Genomic DNA, 19,235 nt, shown 5'->3' with positions numbered 1-19,235 from the left:
ACGCCGGGTAAAGGCCCGCCCGGGCGGCAAGATGCCGGCTCCGGACATGTCCCCGGCCGGAAAAGGCCGCGTTTCGGTCATTCTGCGTAAGCCGGCGGCAGTTCGCGTCCCCCTTGCCAGGGGCGCGGCAGACAGCAAGGCTGACGCCTCACGACAAGGCAGGCCCGCATGAGCATCCCCTCTTCCCTCCGCGCGCCGGATTTCCAGGCCAGGCCGTATTGGTGGGACGCCGCCGAGCCGCCGAAACGCGCGAATCCCCTGCCCGACCGCGCGGCGGTGGCCATCGTGGGCGGCGGCTATGCCGGACTCTCGGCGGCACTGACCCTGCGGCGCCTCGGGCACGAGGTGGTGGTGCTGGATGCCGAGCGGATCGGCTGGGGCGCCTCCTCCCGCAATGGCGGCGCCGTCTCCGGCGGGCTGAAGCTGGCGGCCGGGGACCTGGCAAGGCGGCATGGCGAGGCCCGCGCCCGGGCGATCCTGGAAACCGCCGCCGCCAGCTTCCCCTTCATCGAGGAGCTGATCGCGCGGGAGGGGATCGACTGCGACTATGTCCGCTGCGGTCGGTTTTCCGCCGCCTGGACCCCGGCCGACTACCGGTCCATGGAGGCGCGGGCCGGGAAGCTGGCGGCGCTGACCGGCCACGCCACCCGCATGGTGCCGCGCGAGCGGCAGCGGGAGGCCCTGGGCAGCGACCATTATCACGGCGGCATGATCGCCGACGGCGCGGGCAGCCTGCATCCCGGCAAATACGCCCGCGGCCTCGCGCAGGCGGCGGAGCGGGCGGGCGCGGTGCTGGTGGATGGCGTGCGCGTCTCCGGCATCCGCCAGCAGGGCGGCCGCTTCCGGCTGGATACCGACCAGGGCGAGATGGCGGCCGATTCGGTGCTGGTGGCCACCAACGGCTATTCCCGCGGCCCGAAGGGCGGCAGCGCCGGCAGCGCGATGCCCTGGCTGGCCCGGCGGCTGATGCCGATCGCCTCCTACATCATCGCGACGGAACCGCTGGAGGCCGGGCTGGCCGACCGGCTCTTCCCCCAGCGCCGCGTAGTCGGGGACGGACGGCGGGTCCTGAACTACTTCCGGGCCAGCCCGGATGGCACCCGCGTCATCTGGGGCGGCCGCGCCAGCTTCCGCGACGCCACGGCCGAGGAAGCCGCCCCCACCCTGCATGGCATGATGACGGAGGTCTTCCCGGAACTGCGGAACACCCGCATCACCCATGCCTGGAACGGCAATGTGGCCTTCACCTTCGACTTCCTGCCGCATATCGGCGTGCAGGACGGTGTGCATTACGCCGCCGGTTGCCAGGGTTCCGGCGTCGCCATGGCGAGCTGGCTGGGGCATAACGCGGCCCTGAAGCTGGCCGGCGCCGCCAATCACAACTTCGCGCTGGACAGCCTGCATTTCCCGACCATGCCGCTCTATGACGGCACGCCCTGGTTCCTGCCGCTTGTGGGAGGATGGTACCGGCTGCGGGACCGGATCGACCGGATGCGGGCCTAGTCGCCCAGCGCCGCCCCCTGGGCAGGACTGCGCCCTTCCATTAAGACTTGCGTGCATCCGTCTGCTTCGCCGACGGATGCACGATCATCCCGCTGGCCCGCCACGCCATTTTCATGCCGCCATTCAGGCGCAAAATCAGAGTTTCCGGGAGCGGCATCCGCCCCGCCCGGAACATCATGACGGATTCCGGGCCCGCCCGGCCGCCTTTCGGTAAAGGACCGCGATGACCTTCATCTCCTATGCGCAGAATGGTGAGGACGTCATCCTCTGGCGTGCGCTGAAGCAGGTGGAGAGAGGCTTCTATATCGACGTCGGCGCCTGCGATCCGACGGAGGATTCCGTCACCCGCGCCTTCTACGAACGTGGCTGGAGCGGCATCAATATCGAGCCCTCGCGGGAATATTTCGAGCTTTACGCCGCCGCGCGCCCGCGCGACCGGAATCTCAACCTGGCCGTTGCCGCGGAAGCGGGCCAGATGCGCTTCATGAACGTGCCGGGCACCGGACTCTCCACCCTGCACGAGGATCTGGCCGCCGCCGCCGCCGCGCGCGGCTGGACCGTGGAGGAGCGCGAGGTACGCGCCATGACCCTGGCCCAGATCTGCGCCGAGGCCGCGCCATCCGAGATCCACTTCCTCAAGATCGATGTCGAGGGCGCCGAGCAGGCGGTGCTGGAGGGTGCCGATTTCAGGCGCTACCGTCCCTGGGTGGTGGTGATCGAGGCCACCCGGCCGCTCAGCACCGAGCGCAGCGAAGCCGCCTGGGAGGACATCCTGCTGCGGGCGGATTACGAGCGCGCCTTCTTCGACGGCGTGAACCTCTATTTCGTGGCGCATGAGAAGCGGGAACTCCTGCCCCTGCTGGCCGCGCCTCCCAATGCGCTGGACGGATACAAGCCCGCCGCGCTGGCGGCGGCCGAGCAGCGGATCGAGGCACTCTCCGCCGCGCAGGCGGCAGCCGAGCGGCAGATCGAAGCCCTGTCCGCCGCGCAGGCGGCAGCCGAGCGGCAGATCGAAGCCCTGTCCGCCGCGCGGGCGGAGATGGAGGAGAGCCAGAAGGCCCTGCAGCGCCGGATCGGGGAACAGGAAGAGCAGTTGCGGGAAGCCGCCGGGCATGCGCGCGAGCAGGACGCGCTGCTGGAGCAGATCACGAAGCTGCTCGAACAGGACGGCGCCGCCGGCAACGGCGATATTCCCGCCCGGCTGCGCGCGCATCTGGCCCGCAACGCCCGGGACATCGCCTTCCTGCGGCGTCAGGCCGAGACGCTGGAGCAGGTCATGCATCTGCTGGACCAGGTGACGCATCTGCTGGACCAGGATGGCGCCACCGGCTCCGGCGACGCGCCTGCCCGCCTGCGCACGCATCTGGCCGCCCGCGCGCGGGAGATCGCCCTCCTGCGCCGGCAGGGCAGCGCACTGGCGCAGCATCGGGACAGCCTGCTCGCCAGCACCTCCTGGCGGCTGACCGCGCCGCTCCGCAAGACCCGCACGGCCATTCGCGTGATCCGCGGCGACCCCCGGCAGTTCATGCCGCTGCTGCTGGGGAATCTCCGCAGCCTCGGCCGCCCGGCCTCCCCCACGCTCTTCTTCTCCGGCGTCGAGGACCAGACGCCGGCCGAAGTGCCGTCGCTGCCGGCGAATTACGAGGAGCTGCCGCACCGGGATAAGCTGGTCGCCTTCCTGCAAGCCGATACCCGGCGGCGGCGGCAGGCACAGGGCGGCAACTGACTTCCCCCCTTCCCGCTACTCCCGCTGCCCGACCAAGCCCCGAGGATAATCATCCAGTCATGCGTATCGCCATCGACATGCAGGGAGCACTGACAGACGGCTCCCGCCCCCGGGGGATCGGCCGCTACACCGCGCAGCTTGTCAGCGCCATGGCCGCAAGGCGCGGCGAGCACGACCTGCGCCTGCTGCTGAACGCCAACCATGCCGAGGCGGCGCGCGAAGTCGCCGCGGAATACCAGGACCGGCTGCCGCGGGGCGCCGTATCCTCCTACCGCGTGCCGCGCAGCGATGAATTGCATCTCCCCCCCACCGCACCGCTGCGGCGGGTGGGCGATGCCATCGTGCGGCGCCATGTGGCGGGTCTGGAGCCGGATGTGCTGATGGCGACGAGCCTGTTCGAATCCGCGCCCGGCGACTTCAGCCCGGCCGACCTCTCCCGCTATCCGGCGCGGCTGACGGCCGCCGTGCTCTACGACCTGATCCCGCTCATCTTCAGCGACCAGTATCTCCGCAGCCCCGTCTATGAGCGCTTCTTCCGCACGACCGCGGCTTCGCTGCGCCAGATCGACCTGCTGCTGGCCATCTCGGAATCCGCGAAGCGGGACGCGGTGACGCTGCTGGGCATCGATCCCGCGCGCATCGTCAATATCTCCGCCGCCGCCGACGACCGCTTCCGCCCGGTGACGATGACGGAGGCCGAGCGCCAGGCGCTGCGTCAGCGCGCCGGTGTCAGCCGTCCCTTCGTGATGTATGTCAGCGGCGCCGATCCACGGAAGAACATGAAGGGCGCGGTGGCCGCCTTCGGCGCCCTGCCCGCCGCGCTGCGCCGCGAGCATCAGCTCCTGCTGGTCAGCAGGCTCTCGCCCGACGACCTCGCGGCGCTACGCCGCCAGGCGGCGGAGGCGGGGATGGAGCCGGACCAGCTGGTCGTCACCAGCGGGCTGGATGACGAGGCGCTGGTGCGGCTCTTCAATCTCTGCACCGTCTTCATCTTCCCCTCGCTCTACGAGGGTTTCGGCCTGCCGATCCTGGAGGCCATGCAATGCGGCGCGCCGGTCCTGGCGGCCGATAATTCCAGCATCCCCGAGATCGTCAACCGCGCCGACCTGCTCTTCGACCCCGATGACATTGCCGCCGCGGCCACGGCGCTGGAGCGGCTGCTGCGCGACGAGGCGCTGCGCCGCGAAGTCTCCGACTGGGGCATCCGCCGCGCCAGGGACTTCACCTGGGACGCCAGCGCCGCGCGGGCCCTGGCGGCGATGGAGGATCGGCTGGCGGAACGCGCCCTGTCGCCCCATGTGCTGCCCGCGCAGCTTCTGGAGCTGGACGGCGCCCGCACCGAATTGTCCGAGATCCTGGCGCCGGCGCCGCAATGCGACGCGCAGATCCCGGCCATGGTGGATGACCTGCTGTTCAGCGTGCCGCAGTTCCGCGAGGGCGGGTCCCGCCGCCTGCTGATCGACGCCACCATGACCCAGGCCACCGATGTCTGGACGGGCATCCAGCGGGTGGTGCGCCAGCTCACCGCCTCCTTCTACGAAATGCCGCTGGCGGAGGACGTCGTGCCCCTGGCGGTGCGGCTGGAGCCGGAGGCGGTCTATTCGGTCCCCGATTTCGTCGCCACCACCCTGCACCGCGCGCCGGTGGGCCGCGCCCATCCCGTGGAACTGCGGCAGGGCGACGACCTCTTCATGCTGGATTCCACCTGGGAACAGTATGCGAGCTTCGAGCCCCTGTTCCGGCAGGTGGAGCGTCACGGCGGCCGCGTCATCACCTGCGTCTATGACCTGATCCCCGAGCTTTACCCGCAGGTCTGCGGCGCAGGGATGCCGGAGGTGCATGCGCGCTGGATCGGGAACGCGGTGATGCACAGCCACGGGATCATCTGCATCTCCCGCGCCGTGGCCGATGAGCTGATCGAGTATATCCAGACGCACAAACTCCCCCACCGGCCCGGGCTGCGGATCGGCTGGTTCCATTGCGGCTCCGACATCGTGCGCGCGGGCTCCGCGCGGCCACCGCAGCCGGCGACCCTACGCGCCTTCGAGGGCAACCGCCCGGTCTTCGTCTCGGTCGGCACGCTGGAACCGCGCAAGGCGCAGGCCCTGGCGCTGGATGCCTTCGAGATGCTCTGGGCGCGCGGCGTGGATGCCGGCCTCTGCCTGATCGGCAAGCCGGGCTGGAAGGTCGAGGCCCTGGCCGAGCGCATCAGGCGCCACCCGGAGGATGGCAAGCGCCTGCACTGGCTGACCGAGGCCAAGGATATCGACGTCGTGCATGCCTATAACCATGCCGAGGCGGTGCTCTGCACCTCCATGGCCGAAGGCTTCGGCCTGCCGATCGCCGAGGCCGCGCGGATGGACAGGCCGGTGATCTGCACAGACATCCCCGTCTTCCGGGAGGTGGGAGGCGCAGGCGCCGTCTATTTCCCCTCCGGGGACGCGGAGGCGCTGGCCACGACGCTGCAGGACTGGCTGGCGGGCGGATTGAAGGCCGATCCTTCCCGCGTCTCGCGCAATTCCTGGGCCGATGCGGCCCTGCGGATCCGTGAAGTCCTCTATGATGGACAGTGGTATCGAACCCTGGAGTGAGGAGGACCCGGCAGATGACGGCACGCCGGATGCGGCTCGGGATGTCCATGCGGGGCATTGGCTACCACATCGCGGCATGGCGGCACCCGGACACGCCGGCCGGCGGGCAGATGGAGCTGGATTTCTATGCCCGCGTCGTCGCCGCCGCCGAGCGCGGGCTCTTCGACATGGTCTTCCTGGCCGATGGCATCGCCGTCCGCGCCACGGATGATCCGCCGGGGTCGATGAGCCGCGGCGCCACCAATGTGGTGGACCTGGAACCGCTGACCCTTCTGGCGGCGCTGGCGCCATTGACGCGGCGTATCGGCCTCGTCGCCACCGCCTCCACCACCTATAACGAGCCCTATCACATCGCCCGCAAATTCGCCTCGCTGGACCATCTCAGCGGCGGGCGCGCGGGCTGGAACGCCGTCACCTCCTGGACCGATGAGGAGGCGCGCAACTTCAACCGCGACACGCATCTGGACTACGGGACGCGCTACGACCGCGCGGCCGAGTTCCTGCAGGTGGTGCGCGGGCTCTGGGATAGCTGGGAACCGGACGCCTTCACGCGCGACAAGGCCTCCGGCATCTTTTTCGACCCGTCGAAGATGCACAGGCTCGACCACAAGGGCCGCTTCTTCCAGGTGCGGGGCCCGCTGAACGTGGCACCATGCCCGCAGGGGCATCCGGTGGTCGTGCAGGCCGGTGCCTCCGACCAGGGACGGGAACTGGCCGCCGCCACCGCCGATGTCATCTTCGCCGCCAGCCAGCGGCTGGAGGATGCCCAGGCCTATTATGCCGATGTGAAGCGCCGCTGCCTGGCATACGGCCGCTCCCCGGACGACCTGAAGGTGCTGCCCGGCCTCTCCGTCATCGTCGGCCGCACGGAGCGGGAGGCGCGCGACAAGCTTGAAGCCTTGCAGGCGCTGATCGACCCCCTCCTGGGCCTGGCCGCGCTCAGCCGCATCATGGGCGACCTGTCCGGCCATGATGTCGATGGCCCGGTGCCGGAGCCCGTGAACCCACCCATCCGCAGCCGGGCGGAGGTGCTCCACAAGCTGGCGCGGCAGGAGGGGCTGACCATCCGCCAGCTCTATCTGCGCACGGTGGTCAGCAGCGGCCACCGCTCTGTGGTGGGGACGCCGGCACAGGTGGCGGATGCCATGGAGCACTGGTTCACCAGCGGCGCGGCCGATGGCTACAACATCCTGCCGGCGCAGCAGCCCAATGGCATCGAGGATTTCGTGGAGCTGGTGGTGCCGGAACTGCAGCGGCGCGGGCTGTTCCGCACGGAATACGAGGGCCGCACGCTGCGGGAGAACCTGGGCCTGCCGGACTGGAAGGCAGTGCGGGCCGCCGGATGACCGACGCGGCGGGCGCCCCGCAGGATGCGGGGCGCCCTGGCGGCTCAGAAGCTGCCGAAGGTGGTTCCGAGGGTGATGACGGTAACCAGCGCGATCACCGGCACCATCAGGTTGACGATGAAGATGTCGAAATAGGACTGCCGGTGGCTCAGCGCGGTGATCGTCAGCAGCGAGATCACGGCGCCATTATGCGGCAGGGAGTCGAAGCCGCCGGATGCGATCGCCGCGATCCGGTGAAGCAGCTCCGGGCTGATGCCCGCCGCCGCCGCCCGCTCCAGGTAGGTGCCGCCCAGCGTGTCCAGCGCGATGGACAACCCGCCCGAGGCCGAGCCGGTGATGCCCGCCAGCGCATTGATGGCGACGGCCATGGAGATGGTAGGCGTGCCCGGCGCGATGGCGAGCACGGCGTCCCGCACCAGCAGGAAGGCGGCGAGCGAGGCGATGACGGCGCCGTAGCCGACCTCGCTGGCCGTGTTGAAGATGGGCAGCATGGAGCCCGCCGTGCCCTGGTTCAGTGTCTGCCGCACGTCGCGCAGGTAGCGGCGGTGGCCGATCACCACCGTCAGGATCGCGCCCACCAGCGCCACGATCAGCGCCCAGGTGCCGATGACGGCGGAGGGCTGCACATTGCCGTAGGTCTGCTCCGCCAGATAGGTCAGGTCCATCCTCGGGAAGATGACCAGGGAGCAGAGCCCGTTCAGGCCGATGACCACGATGATCGGCAGCACCGCCATGAAGAATCCGGGCCGCTCGCCCTCGTCGAAGGTCTGCAGGTCCTCCTTATGGTCGCCATAGCCCTCGCCCGCAGCCTGCGCCCTGCGCTGCCGCCAGCCGAGCCAGGCGAGGCCGCCGAAGAGCATGATGGCGGCGGCGATGATGCCGAGGCCCGGGGCGGCGAAGGTGGTGGTGCCGAAGAAGCGCGTGGGGATGGCGTTCTGGATGGCCGGCGTGCCGGGCAGCGCCGTCATGGTGAAGGTGAAGCTGCCCAGGGCGATGGCGCCGGCGATCAGCCGCTTCGGGATATGCGCCTCCCGGAACAGCGCTGCGGCGATCGGATAGATGGCGAAGGCGACGACGAAGAGCGAGACGCCGCCATAGGTCAGCAGCCCGCAGGCCAGCGTCACGGCGGCGATGGCGTGGCGCGCACCGAGGCGTTTGATGATGGTATGCGCGATGGTGGTGGACGCACCGCTGTCGGCCATCATCTTCCCGAAGATGGCGCCCAGCATGAAGATGGGGAAGAACAGCACGACATAGCGGCCGAGGCTGCTCATGAAGATCTGCGTGTAGGTCGCGAGCACCGGCCCGCCCTGCGCCATGATCACGGCGAAGGCCGCCATGACGGGGGCCAGGATCAGCACGCTGTACCCACGATAGGCGAAATACATCAGCCCGATCAGCGACAATACGATAGCGAGGATGCCTATCAAAAAGGTGTCTCCAGGACGGTGTCAGCAGGCCGGGCCGAGCTGCGGCGCGGCACCAGCTCCCCCGGGATGCGTTCGATGCCGCCGGGCAGCGGCTCGCCGCGGGCGGAGCGGGTGATCCACTCCACCGCGAGTTCGATCATCCGCCGCAGCGGCTGCCGCAGCGTGGTGAGGTCGTAGGAAGGCCAGGACGCCAGGGCGATATCGTCGAAGCCGGCGAAGGCCAGATCCTCCGGCACCCTCAGCCCCAGCCGCAGCCGCGCGGCGTCCATGGCGCCGGCGGCCAGGATGTCGCTGGCGCAGAACAGCGCCTCCGGCCGGCCCGGCCCGCCGAGGCAGCGCAGGGCGGCGTCGTAGCCGGCCTGATAGGTGAAGGCGCCCGCCTCCAACTCCAGCGGCGGTGGCAGGCCGCGCGCCAGGCAGCGGGCGCGGAAGCCCTCCGCGCGCTCGGCATTGGTCGAGGTGCCGGGCTGGCCGCCGATGAAGCCGAGCCTGCGGGCACCGCCGTCGATCAGATGGTCCGCCACCTGCGCCGCGCCACCGCGGTTGTCGCAGATCACGGCATGGGCCCGCGGGTCGGCCGAATGGCGGTTGAGGAAGAGCACGGGCGTGCCGGCCTCCTGGCAGGCCCCGGCCGCCTCGCCGGCCAGGCTGGTGGCGAGGATGATGATGAATTCCGGGTGGTAGGAGAGCAGCAGCCGCAGCGCCTCCTCCACCGGCTGGGCAGGACTGGCCACCAGCAGCATCACGTTGAAGCCAGCCTGCTGCACCGCCTCGGTCAGCCGTGCCAGGGCCTCGGGTAGAAGGGATTGAGCAGATCCGACAGCAGCACCCCGACGATGCGGGTGTGGCCGGTGATGATGCCCTGCGCCAGCGCGTTCGGCCGGTAGCCCAGCGCCAGCGCACGCTCCAGCACCCGCGCGCGGGTGGCGGGGGCGATCACCGCCCCCGGATGGAAGGCACGGCCCGTCGTCGCCACGGACATGCCGAGGTCGCGGGCTAGGTCCTTCAGGGTGATCGCCGTGGGTGGGCGCCTATGCGGCATGCGTCTCACGGCTTGCGTCGTGGCGCACCGCCTCCTCCCGTGCTGTTCTTCTTGGTGCTGAGAACCTTCTCTGTAGGCACCGGGAAGTCAACACGGGCGCGGTCACAGGGGCGTGACGGCCCCTGCGGTCAGCCGGGCTCAGGTGAGGAGGGAATAGAACATCCGCACCGCCGTGATCGCGAGGAAGAGCGCGAAGGCACGCTTCAGCATCAGCGGCGGTATGGTGTGGGCGAGGTGCACGCCCCAGGGCGTGGCCAGGATGGAACTGGGCACGATCAGCGCGAAGCCGATCAGGTTGACATAGCCGACCGAGAAGGGCGGCAGACCCTGCACGCCCAGGCCGCCATAGATGAAGCCGGCCGTGGCGGGGATCGAGATGATCAGCCCGAAGACCGAGGCGGTCGCCACCGCCGAGCGGATCGGCGTGCCGAACATCGAGAGGATGGGGACGCCCACGGTGCCGCCACCGATGCCCATCATGGCCGAGATGGCGCCGATGAAGCCGCCGATGCCCCAGAGGCCCGGGCCGCGCGGCGTGATGTCGCGGATTTTGAAGTCGACGCCGGTGAAGCCCATGTTGACCGCCACCAGCAGCGCGATGACGGCGAAGACGGCGGAGAGGGCATCGCCATGCAGCCAGATGGCCAGCACCGTTCCCAGCGCGACGCCGATGATCATCGAGGGCCAGATGGCCCGCAGCAGATTGCCGTCGATCGCGCCCTTGGCCTGATGCTTCCGTGCCGAGACGATGGAGGTCGGGATGATGGTGGCGAGGCTGGTGCCCACCGCCAGCTTCATCTGCAAGGCCTCAGGAATTCCGAAGAGCGGGAAGACATTGAACAGCACGGGCACGATGACGATGCCGCCGCCGACGCCCAGAAGCCCGGCGAGCGTGCCGGAGACGATGCCGGTGAAGGCCATCGCGGCGGCGAGCGCCAGGAGCCATACGGGGTCGGACAGATGTTGCATACTTGAGGCACCTTGGCGGAACTGGGGGACAAGTGCAGGCTGGCATCACATGCCACCGAGGGTTCCGCAAGCCCGTGCCCCTGATCACCGATCCCTGGTTCTATGCGCTGGCCGTGCCGGCACTCCTGATTACCGGCATCAGCAAGGGGGGATTCGCATCGGGCGGGGGCAATCTGGCGGTGCCGGCCATGGCATTGGTGGTGCCCCCTGCCCAGGCCGCCGCCATCACCCTGCCCGTGCTCTGCGTGATGGACCTCGCCGGATTGCGCGCCTGGTGGGGCCGCTGGAGCAAGCGGGAGATGCGGACACTTCTGCCGGGCGGGTTGCTGGGCGTGCTGCTCGGTGCCTTCGCCTTCGGGGTGATGAGCAACAATGCCATCAAGTTGATGGTCGGCCTGATCAGCCTGGCCTTCATCGCGCGCGGCATCTGGGTGGCGCGGCATGGGCCGCCGCGGCCGCAGGAACCCAACCGGTTGAAGGGCGGCTTCTGGGGCACGGTCTCCGGCTTCACCAGCACGCTGGCGCATGCGGGCGGGCCACCGGCGGCGATGTATCTCTATCCCCTGCGCCTGCCGCGGGCCGAGTTATCCGCCACCACCGTCGTCTTCTTCGGCGTGGTGAATTACGTGAAGCTCATCCCCTATGGCGCGCTGGGGCAGATGAGCGCCGACAACCTGCTGACGGCCCTGGTCCTGCTGCCCCTGGCACCGGTCGGCGTGCGGCTGGGCGTCTGGCTGCAGAAGCGGGTCAGCGACGCGGTGTTCTACCGGTTGATTTATGTTCTGCTCGGTGTCACCGGCATCAAGCTTGTGCTGGAAGGGCTGGGACTATGACGGAGAAGATGCTGGGCGTGCTGGGCGGGATGGGGCCACTGGCCAGCGCGCAATTCATGCTGCGCCTGACGCTGCTGACCCCCGCCGAGAGGGACCAGGACCATATTCCCGCCGTGCTGTGGTCCGACCCGCGCGTGCCGGACCGCACGGCGGCCAGGCTGGGCGACGGGGAGAGCCCCCTGCCCTGGCTGCGACGCGGAGTCGCGGGACTGGAAGCGGCCGGGGCCGGCGCCATCGCCATCCCCTGCAACACCGCCCATGGCTGGTATGAGGAACTGCGGACCGGCACCGACCTGCCCATCCTGCATATCGTCGACGCGGCGGCCGAGGATCTGGCGCGCCAGGGCATCCGCTCCGGCCGCATCGGCGTGATGGGCACTGCCGCCACCCTGGCCATGCGGCTCTACCAGCCCCGGCTGGAGGCGCTGGGCTATGAGGTCATCGTGCCCGATGCAGCGGAGATGGAATCCCTTGTCTCCCCCGGCATCGCGCTGGTGAAGGCGAACAAGGTGGCGCAGGCCTATGCCCCGCTGGCCGAGGCCGCCGGCAACCTGCGCGCGCGCGGGGCCGCCGCCGTGGTGCTGGGCTGCACCGAGATCCCGCTGGGCATCCAGGCCGGACCCCATGCCGAAATCGGGCTGCCGCTGGTGGATACCATCGACGCGCTGGCGCTCTCCGCCATCCGCTGGGCGCGCGGATAGCCATCATGCGCGTGCCCGACCTCGATCTCGACCTGCTGCGCTGCTTCGTCCAGGTCGCGGAGCGGGGCGGCTTCACCCCGGGGGCCATGGCGCTGGGGCTGACGCAATCGGCCGTCAGCCTGAAGGTGAAGCGACTGGAGGATCTCGTCGGCAAGCGTGTCTTCGAGCGCACCAGCCGCAGCGTGGCGTTGACGCGGGATGGGGAGACGCTGCTGGCCTATGCCCGCCGCATGCTGGCCCTGAATGACGAGGCGGTGCGCCGGCTGGTGGCGCCCCCCGTCGCCGGCCGGCTGCGCCTGGGCGTGGCCGACCATTTCGTGCCACGCAACCTCGCCCCCATCCTGGCCCGCTTCGCCCGCGACTTCCCGGAAGTGCGGCTGGAGGTGGAGGTGGGCCGCAGCCATGAGCTGCGCGCGGCGCAGGAGCGGGGCGCGCTGGACCTGGTGCTGGGCAAGCGGCGGGATGGGGAGACGGAGGGCAGCATCCTCTGGACCGAGCCCATCGTCTGGGTGGCGGTGCCCGGCTGGGCCCCGCCGGAGGGCCGCCCGCTGCCGGTGGCCATGCTGCCGCAGGGCTGCATGTTCCGCGACCGTGCCCTGGCCGCGCTGGCACGGGCCGGCATGGGCTTCGAGGTGGTCTATACCTCCCCCAGCCTGCTGGGCGTGGCGGCGGCGGCGCAGGCCGGGCTGGCCGCCACGGTCATGGGCCGCTCCGGCCTCCTTCCGGGGCTGCGGGAGGTGCCGGGCCTGCCGCCGCTGGGCGTGGCGGAGATGGCCGTCTTCGGCGATGCCGCAGGGCGCACCCAGCTTGTGGCGCCCCTGGTGGCGCTGATCCGGGAGAGCCTGGAGGAAGGCTGAGGCGGCAACTGCCCCGTTTGACAAGGCCCGCGCCCAGGGCGCAGCCTGGGCAACAAAATACGGCTTTCGCGAGGATACGCCCATGCCGCCACCGGCTCCCGCCGCTGCGCAGCCAGACCGTGACTGGCCCATCATCGGGCTCATCGGCACCGGCCATTTCCTGTCGCATTTCTATATGCTCTGCCTGGCACCCCTCTTTCCGCTCTGGAAGGAGGAATTCGGCGTCTCCTACGCGGCGCTGGGCCTCTCCGTCGCGCTGATGAGCACGGTCACGGCGGTGTTGCAGACTCCCGTGGGCTTCCTGGTGGACCGGCATGGCGCGCGCCGCTACCTCGTCGGCGGCACGGCGCTGATGGCACTCTCCATCTCCGCCATGGCCTTCGCGCCGAACTACTGGAGCATCCTGGCGCTGGCGGTGCTCTCGGGCATCGGCAACAGCGTCATCCACCCGGCGGACTACGCCATCCTGGCGGGCAGCATCAACAAGGCGCGCATGGGCCGCGCCTTCTCGATGCATACCTTCACCGGCAATCTCGGCTTCGCTGCCGCGCCGCCCGTCGTCGCGGCCCTGGCGCTCTGGATCGGCTGGCGGGAGGCGCTGCTGCTGCTCGGCCTGCTGGGCGTGCCGGTGGTGGGCGCCATCCTCTGGCAGAGCCGCATCCTCTCCGACCAGCCCAAGCCCCGCGCGGCGGCGACAGAGAGCGGCGGCAGCGTGCTGCTCTCCCGCCCCATGCTGATGTTCTTCGCCTTCTTCCTGCTCTCCTCCATGGCCGGCACGGGTATCCAGGCCTTCATCATCACCGTCATGGACCAGCTCTGGGGGCTGCCCGTCGCCGTCGGCTCCATGGTTCTGACGGGCTATATGGCCGGCAACAGCGGCGGCACGCTGCTGGGCGGCTGGTTCGCCGATCGCTCCAGCCGCCACGGCGCCTTTGTGGTGGGGCTGACGCTGGCGGCCATCGCCCTCATCCTGGTGCTGGGCCTGGTGCCGCTGCCAGGGCCGCTGGCCATCGGGGTGGCGCTGCTGGCCGGCATCGCGCTGGGTGCCAGCCGCACGCCGCGCGACGTGATGGTGAAGGACGCCTCCCCGCCCGGCCAGATCGGCAAGGTCTTCGGCTTCATCTCCTCCGGCCTGCCGCTGGGCGGGGCGCTGACGCCCGTGCCCATGGGCCTTCTGCTGGATGCGGGCATGGCGCATTGGGTGCTGCCGCTGGCGGCGCTGCTGCTGGGGCTCTCCCTGCTCTGCATGGGCACGGCGCGCGGCGGCACGACCCGGGTGGTCGCGCAGCCGGCGGAATAGCCGGCCGCGCGGCGGCGGCCTACCAGCCGTTCACCCGGTCCCAGACCGCCACGACATCCCGCCCGCCATCGACCACGTGGTAGCAGTCATAGGCGGCGGCGGTCAGGCAGGCATGGTTGGGCGCCACGCGCACCCGCCCGCCTGCCGGCAGCCGGGCCAGGTCCAGCTCGCCGTCCTGGCGCCGCACCTCGCCATGCTCCTGATGCGTGCGGACCACCAGCGCCTCGCCCAGGGAAGGCTGGCCATCCAGGTCCAGCACCAGGCCAAAGGCATAGTCCTTGGGCGCGGCCTGGGTGCTGCGGTCCTTGGACAGCGCCAGCGCGCCGGAATCCAGCAGCACGGCGCCGCGCTCGGGCTTGCGGCCAATGACGCTGGCCAGCACCGTCAGCGCGATCTCCCGCTCCCCATGCACGCCAAGCTGCATCTGCAACAGGTCGCCGAACATGTAGACGCCGGCCCGCACTTCCGTGACCCCCTCCATGCTGCCGCCGAAGAGCGCGGTGGGCGAGGAGCCCAGCGAGACGATGCCCACCTCATGCCCGGCCTGCCGCAGCCGCTCCGCCGCGCGCACCACGCCCGCACGCTCGGTCTCGGCGATGCGCGCCATCTCCTCCGCCGAGCGGCCGGCATAGGAATGGCCGGCATGGGTCAGCACGCCGGCGAGGCGGCCGCCCAGCGTCGCGGCCAGCGCCGGCAGCAGATCGGATTCCGGCGCCACGCCGCCGCGCCCCTCCCCCACATCTACCTCCACCAGCGCGGAAAGCGGGCCGGGATGGGCAGCGATGGCGGCGGCGGCCTCCGCATCGTCCACGATCACCTTGATGCGCGCGCCCTGCGCGTTCATCGCCGCCACGGCGTCCAGCTTGGCCGGCGCGATACCGACGGCATAGATCTGGTCCTTGTAGCCGCCCTCGAAGAAGTAGCGGGCCTCGGCCAGGGTGGAGACGGTGATGGGCCCGGAATCCGGGGCGGCCAGGGCTGCCACATCCAGGCTTTTCGCCGTCTTCATATGCGGGCGCAGCACCACGCCGGGATGGCGCGCCACTGCCTCCGCCATGCGCGCGAGATTGGCGCGCAGGATGCCGAGGTCGAGCACCAGGGCGGGGGTGGACAGGTCTTCCAGTCTCATGCGGGGCTCCAGCGCGTCTCCGGGTCCAGCGGCAGCACGGGGCGCGGCAGCTTTTTCCATTCGAAGCGGTCGAGGATGGGGGATGTCAGGCCGGGCACATCCACCTCGATGATGCGCTGGGCCGAGAAGAATTCGTCGAAGCCGCCCCGGAAATGCCCGCGCGACTTCACCACCAGCACCTTCGCCGCGCCGATATCCAGGCCCAGATGCTCCAGGAAGGCAGGATCGGCGCATTGGGTGCGCTGGCTGACCACGACCACGACGATGCCGCCCAGCCGCAGCGCCACCGTGGGGCCGAGATCGAGCGAGGTCTGCGCGAAGATGCCGCGCCGCCCCGTGACCTTGCCATCCGACCGCGCCTCCACCCGCGCCTCGGCCGTGAAGGGCTTGCTGAAGCCCTGCGGGCCCTCCCGGTTGAAGCGCGCCATGAAGCGGGCGCCGAGGCCGAGGGCATGCGCCTCGGCCGCCAGGGCGGGGTCGTGGATGATGCCGAAGATCGCATCCTGCACGCCCGCCTTATGGAAGGCTTCCAGGATGTACATGGTATTGCCGCGCCCGCCGCCGCCGGGATTGTCGGCGACATCGGCGAAGCAGAGCGGCACCTCGCTGGTCAGGGTACGCTCCACCGATTCCCGCAGCGAGGTCAGCCTGGCGCAGAAACGCGCGCGACGGTCCCAGGCGGCGCGGGCCAGCTCGCCGGCCAGATCCTCGCAGGCCGCCTTGTCCGGACCGGTGACGATGATGGCGAAGCCATTGAAGGGCGTGTCGCTATAGGCGAAGCCGCCCATGACGGAGACATTGGCGATCTTCTTCGGCCCCAGCACATTGACCCGCGCCTGGCCGAGATTGATCACCTCCGCATAAGGGCCCTCGGCCGTCAGCAGCGTGGTGCTGGGCGCGACGATGGGCAGACGGCGGAAGGCGCGGTGGAAGCGCTCACCCGCCATCAGCCGGCGCAGCAGCGTGGCTGCCTCCGCCCCGCGTTCCCGCATGTCCAGGTGCGGATTGGTGCGGTAGCCGATGAAGGCATCGCAATCCCGCACCATGCCGTCGGAGGCATTGGCATGCAGGTCATAGGTGCAGACCAGCGGCACGCCCGGGCCCAGCACCTCCCGCACCAGGGCCTGAAGCGCACCCTCGGGGTCGTCGAGCTCCGTGGTCAGGCCGGCGCCGTGCAGCGCGCAATAGACGCCATCGACCGCGCCGCGCAGCGCCTCCAGCCCTCCGCGCCAGACCGCCATCATCTCCGCGAAGACGGCCTGCTCCACCGGGCCATTTGGCTCGGCCTTGGTCATCATGACCGGGCGGGGCTGCCAGGGGCCGGCGCGGTCCATGGCCTGCACGAAGCCCGCCATCTCCCCCAGGGCGCGCGGCGCGCGGCTGCGGGTATCGGCCAGCATGGCCTCGCCCTCCAGCCAGCAGCGGCTGGTGAAGTCCTCCCGCCGCGCCGGGGGCGCGAAGCGGTTGCACTCGATGGAGAAGCCCAGCAGCGCGACGCGCGGCGCGGCGGCGGTCACAGGCGCATTCCCATCAGCTCCGCATGGCGCTGGGTGGATTTCAGCCCGCTGCCCGTCAGCACCACCACCGTCGTCTCATCTGCCCGGATGGAGCCGGCCGAGAGCAGGTGCCCGAAGGCCGCCGCCGCTTGGGCGCAGGTGGGCTCCACATAGAGGCCCTGATGCGCCAGGCGCCGGGTGGCCTCGGCGATCTCCTGCTCCTCCAGCAGCACGGCGCCGCCACGGCTTTCATGCAGCACCCGCAGCAGTTCGGGCGTGCGGATCGGCTGGGCGATGGCGGTGCCCTCGGCGATGGTGGGGCGCACCGGCTCGGCCGGGATGTTCAGGAAGGCGCGGGCCACCGGGCCGCAATGGGCGGGCTGGGCGGCGAAGATGCGGGGCATGCGGGCGATCTGCCCGGCGCGCAGCAATTCCCCGAAACCGATGCCGCAGCCCAGCACGTTGGAGCCGGCGCCGCAGGGGATGATAACGTTATCTGGTGCACGGAAGCCCAGATCCTCCCACAGCTCATAGGCCAGGGTCTTGGTGCCCTGCAGGAAGAAGGGGTGCCAGTTGTGGCTGGCGTAGAAGATGCGCTCGGCCTGGGCCAGGGCGGCATCGGCGCAGTCCTGGCGGCTGCCGGGGACCAGCTCGATCTGCGCCCCCGCCGCGCGGGACTGCACGGTCTTGGCCGGGCTGGTGGAATCCGGCACCAGGATCTTGGCGCGCATGCCGCCCGCGGCGGCATAGGTGGCGATGGCGGCGCCGCCATTGCCGGAGGAATCCTCCAGCACTTCCGTCACGCCCTGCGCCCGCAGCAGCGAGAGCATGACCGAGGCGCCGCGGTCCTTGAAGCTGCCGCTGGGCATGAACCATTCGCATTTGAAGCGCACAGGCGCGCCCGCCCAGCGCCCCGCCAGCAGCGGCGTGCAGCCCTCGCCCAGGCTGATCGGTTCTTCCGGCGCGAAGGGCAGCGCGGCCCGGTAGCGCCAGAGGGAACGCTCCCCTGCCAGGATCGCATCCCGCCCGATACCGGGCAGGTCGGTCAGCAGCAGCGGCTGGCCCTCCGGGCCACACCAGCGGGGGGGTTCGAGAGGCCAGGTCCGGCCGGTGCGGGGGTCGAGATAGGCGGATGTCGTCATGAGGCCCGCAGCGTGACTTGCCGCCGGGCGGCCCGCAAGGTCTAGTCGTGCCCCATGTCCCATACCGACCCCGTGGCCCGCCTGGCCGCCGACCTCATCCGCATCGACAGCCGCAGCTTCGTCTCCAACACCCTCCTCGCCGAGCGCATCGCCGCCGAGCTGGAGGGCTTCGAGCTGGAGCGGCTGGATTTCACCGACGCCAGGGGCGTGGCGAAATGCGTGCTGGTCGCGCATCGCGGCCCGCCGGGCGGCGTGGCACTCTCGGGCCATATGGACACGGTGCCGGATACCGGCTGGGCCGACGATCCCTTCAGCGGCCGCATCGATGCCGATGGCGTGCTGCACGGGCTGGGCGCGGCCGATATGAAGGGGCCGCTGGCCGCCTGCATCGTCGCCGCCCGGACCCTGCCGGCGCATCTGCCTGCCACCCTGCTGATCACCACCGACGAGGAAACCACCAAGCAGGGCGCCCGGCTGATCGCCGACCGCTCCGCCCTGGCCCGCAAGGCGGCGCCGCGCGGTATCATCGTGGCCGAGCCGACGGGCATGGTGCCGGTGCGCGGCCATCGCAGCAATATCGACTTCATCGCCGTGTCGGAAGGGGTGCAAGCGCATTCCTCGCTCGGCATCGGCCGCAACGCCAACTGGGCGCTGATCCCCTTCCTGGTGGAGATGCGGGAGATCCAGCAGCGGCTGCGGGACGATGCCAGCCTGCATGACGACGCCTATTCGCCGCCCTTCTCCGACTTCAACCTGATCATCGACAACCATGGCGCGGCGGTGAACGTCACGGTGCCCGTGGCAACGGCGCGCATAAAGTTCCGCTACAGCAAGCGGATCGATCCCACGCCCGTCGTCGAGGCGGTGCAGGCGGCGGCGGAACGGGCCGGCATCAGGCTGAGCATGGTGCGCCAGGGCCTGCCGCCCGAGACTCCCGCCGATCATCCCTTCATCCGCGCCGTCGAGGCGGCCACCGGCCATGCCGCCGAGACCCGCCCCTTCGGCACCGATGCCAGCGAGCTGCAGGACATCGCCCCCTGCGCCATCCTGGGACCGGAGGTGATGGATACCGCGCATAGCCCGCGGGAGCGCGCGCACATCGCCCTGCTGGGCGCCGCCGTGCCGGTCTTCCACCGGATCATGGCCGGCTGACGCCGCCCGGGCCGCGCC

Annotated in this window: 16 protein-coding genes; 9 read left to right on the top strand and 7 right to left on the bottom strand. The window is 70.5% G+C overall.

Translation table 11 applies throughout. The annotated features are described in order from the left end of the window. The first annotated feature begins 168 nt into the window (after window positions 1–168). The 4 genes from IAI58_RS06465 (at window position 169) to IAI58_RS06450 (ending at window position 7,166) form a co-directional block, all read left to right on the top strand. Window positions 169–1,503, top strand: coding sequence for an NAD(P)/FAD-dependent oxidoreductase (locus tag IAI58_RS06465; RefSeq protein WP_207445046.1), 1,335 nt, complete (start codon window positions 169–171; stop codon window positions 1,501–1,503). A 223-nt stretch (window positions 1,504–1,726) separates the two neighbouring features. After that, window positions 1,727–3,229 carry an FkbM family methyltransferase gene (locus tag IAI58_RS06460; protein ID WP_208776037.1) on the top strand — a complete coding sequence of 501 codons (1,503 nt, stop codon included), beginning with the start codon at window positions 1,727–1,729 and terminating at the stop codon, window positions 3,227–3,229. A 59-nt stretch (window positions 3,230–3,288) separates the two neighbouring features. Beyond that, window positions 3,289–5,820, top strand: a complete 2,532-nt coding sequence (locus tag IAI58_RS06455) for a glycosyltransferase family 4 protein (protein ID WP_207445048.1) — start codon at window positions 3,289–3,291, stop codon at window positions 5,818–5,820. Window positions 5,821–5,834: 14 nt separating this feature from the next. Beyond that, window positions 5,835–7,166 (top strand): LLM class flavin-dependent oxidoreductase, encoded by a 1,332-nt coding sequence (locus tag IAI58_RS06450; protein ID WP_237182156.1) that lies wholly within the window; start codon window positions 5,835–5,837, stop codon window positions 7,164–7,166. A gap of 44 nt (window positions 7,167–7,210) precedes the next feature. Here the strand turns inward: IAI58_RS06450 and IAI58_RS06445 are convergent, their stop codons facing one another. The 4 genes from IAI58_RS06445 to IAI58_RS06430 all read right to left on the bottom strand — a co-directional run bounded on the left by IAI58_RS06445 (window position 7,211) and on the right by IAI58_RS06430 (window position 10,607). Beyond that, entirely contained in the window at window positions 7,211–8,596 is a 1,386-nt protein-coding gene (locus IAI58_RS06445; protein ID WP_207445049.1) for a GntP family permease, read from the bottom strand. After that, a complete protein-coding gene (locus IAI58_RS06440) occupies window positions 8,593–9,363 on the bottom strand; it encodes a substrate-binding domain-containing protein (protein ID WP_208776036.1) in 771 nt (256 codons plus the stop codon). The genes IAI58_RS06445 and IAI58_RS06440 overlap by 4 nt, the downstream gene beginning before the upstream one ends. 8 nt (window positions 9,364–9,371) lie before the next feature. Continuing rightward, window positions 9,372–9,638 carry a LacI family DNA-binding transcriptional regulator gene (locus IAI58_RS06435; protein ID WP_208776035.1) on the bottom strand — a complete coding sequence of 89 codons (267 nt, stop codon included), beginning with the start codon at window positions 9,636–9,638 and terminating at the stop codon, window positions 9,372–9,374. A 138-nt stretch (window positions 9,639–9,776) separates the two neighbouring features. Further along, the gene (locus tag IAI58_RS06430) at window positions 9,777–10,607 is read right to left on the bottom strand and encodes a sulfite exporter TauE/SafE family protein (protein WP_207445051.1); all 831 of its coding nucleotides are present in this window, start codon (window positions 10,605–10,607) and stop codon (window positions 9,777–9,779) included. Window positions 10,608–10,681: 74 nt separating this feature from the next. Between IAI58_RS06430 and IAI58_RS06425 the strand changes: the two genes are divergently transcribed. The 4 genes from IAI58_RS06425 to IAI58_RS06410 all read left to right on the top strand — a co-directional run bounded on the left by IAI58_RS06425 (window position 10,682) and on the right by IAI58_RS06410 (window position 14,298). Continuing rightward, window positions 10,682–11,440, top strand: coding sequence for a sulfite exporter TauE/SafE family protein (locus IAI58_RS06425; protein ID WP_207445052.1), 759 nt, complete (start codon window positions 10,682–10,684; stop codon window positions 11,438–11,440). After that, a complete protein-coding gene (gene cuyB, locus IAI58_RS06420) occupies window positions 11,437–12,141 on the top strand; it encodes a cysteate racemase (RefSeq protein ID WP_207445053.1) in 705 nt (234 codons plus the stop codon). Before IAI58_RS06425 ends, cuyB begins: the two co-directional genes overlap by 4 nt. Window positions 12,142–12,146: 5 nt before the next feature. Continuing rightward, on the top strand, window positions 12,147–12,998 hold the full coding sequence (locus IAI58_RS06415; RefSeq protein ID WP_207445054.1) for a LysR family transcriptional regulator: 852 nt from the start codon (window positions 12,147–12,149) through the stop codon (window positions 12,996–12,998). Between the two features lie 82 nt (window positions 12,999–13,080). Next, window positions 13,081–14,298, top strand: a complete 1,218-nt coding sequence (locus IAI58_RS06410) for an MFS transporter (RefSeq protein ID WP_207445055.1) — start codon at window positions 13,081–13,083, stop codon at window positions 14,296–14,298. Between the two features lie 19 nt (window positions 14,299–14,317). Here the strand turns inward: IAI58_RS06410 and IAI58_RS06405 are convergent, their stop codons facing one another. From IAI58_RS06405 to IAI58_RS06395, 3 genes are read right to left on the bottom strand one after another with little or no spacing between them, the layout of a single operon-like run. Next, a complete protein-coding gene (locus IAI58_RS06405; protein WP_207445056.1) occupies window positions 14,318–15,427 on the bottom strand; it encodes an alanine racemase in 1,110 nt (369 codons plus the stop codon). Then, window positions 15,424–16,944: a M81 family metallopeptidase gene (locus IAI58_RS06400; protein WP_207445057.1), complete on the bottom strand. Its 1,521-nt coding sequence runs from the start codon at window positions 16,942–16,944 to the stop codon at window positions 15,424–15,426. Before IAI58_RS06400 ends, IAI58_RS06405 begins: the two co-directional genes overlap by 4 nt. Next, the gene (locus tag IAI58_RS06395) at window positions 16,941–18,065 is read right to left on the bottom strand and encodes a threonine synthase (protein ID WP_207445058.1); all 1,125 of its coding nucleotides are present in this window, start codon (window positions 18,063–18,065) and stop codon (window positions 16,941–16,943) included. Before IAI58_RS06395 ends, IAI58_RS06400 begins: the two co-directional genes overlap by 4 nt. A 54-nt stretch (window positions 18,066–18,119) precedes the next feature. On the opposite strand from IAI58_RS06395, the gene IAI58_RS06390 reads away from it, so the two are divergent. Beyond that, complete coding sequence (locus IAI58_RS06390) at window positions 18,120–19,217, top strand: M20/M25/M40 family metallo-hydrolase (RefSeq protein WP_207445059.1); 1,098 nt, start codon at window positions 18,120–18,122, stop codon at window positions 19,215–19,217. The last annotated feature ends 18 nt before the right edge of the window (window positions 19,218–19,235 follow it).

This window comes from Roseomonas marmotae (assembly GCF_017654485.1).
Lineage (GTDB): Bacteria > Pseudomonadota > Alphaproteobacteria > Acetobacterales > Acetobacteraceae > Pseudoroseomonas > Pseudoroseomonas marmotae.
The sequence above is the reverse complement of the archived record's forward strand: the minus strand, read 5'-3'. Positions and strand labels throughout refer to the sequence as shown.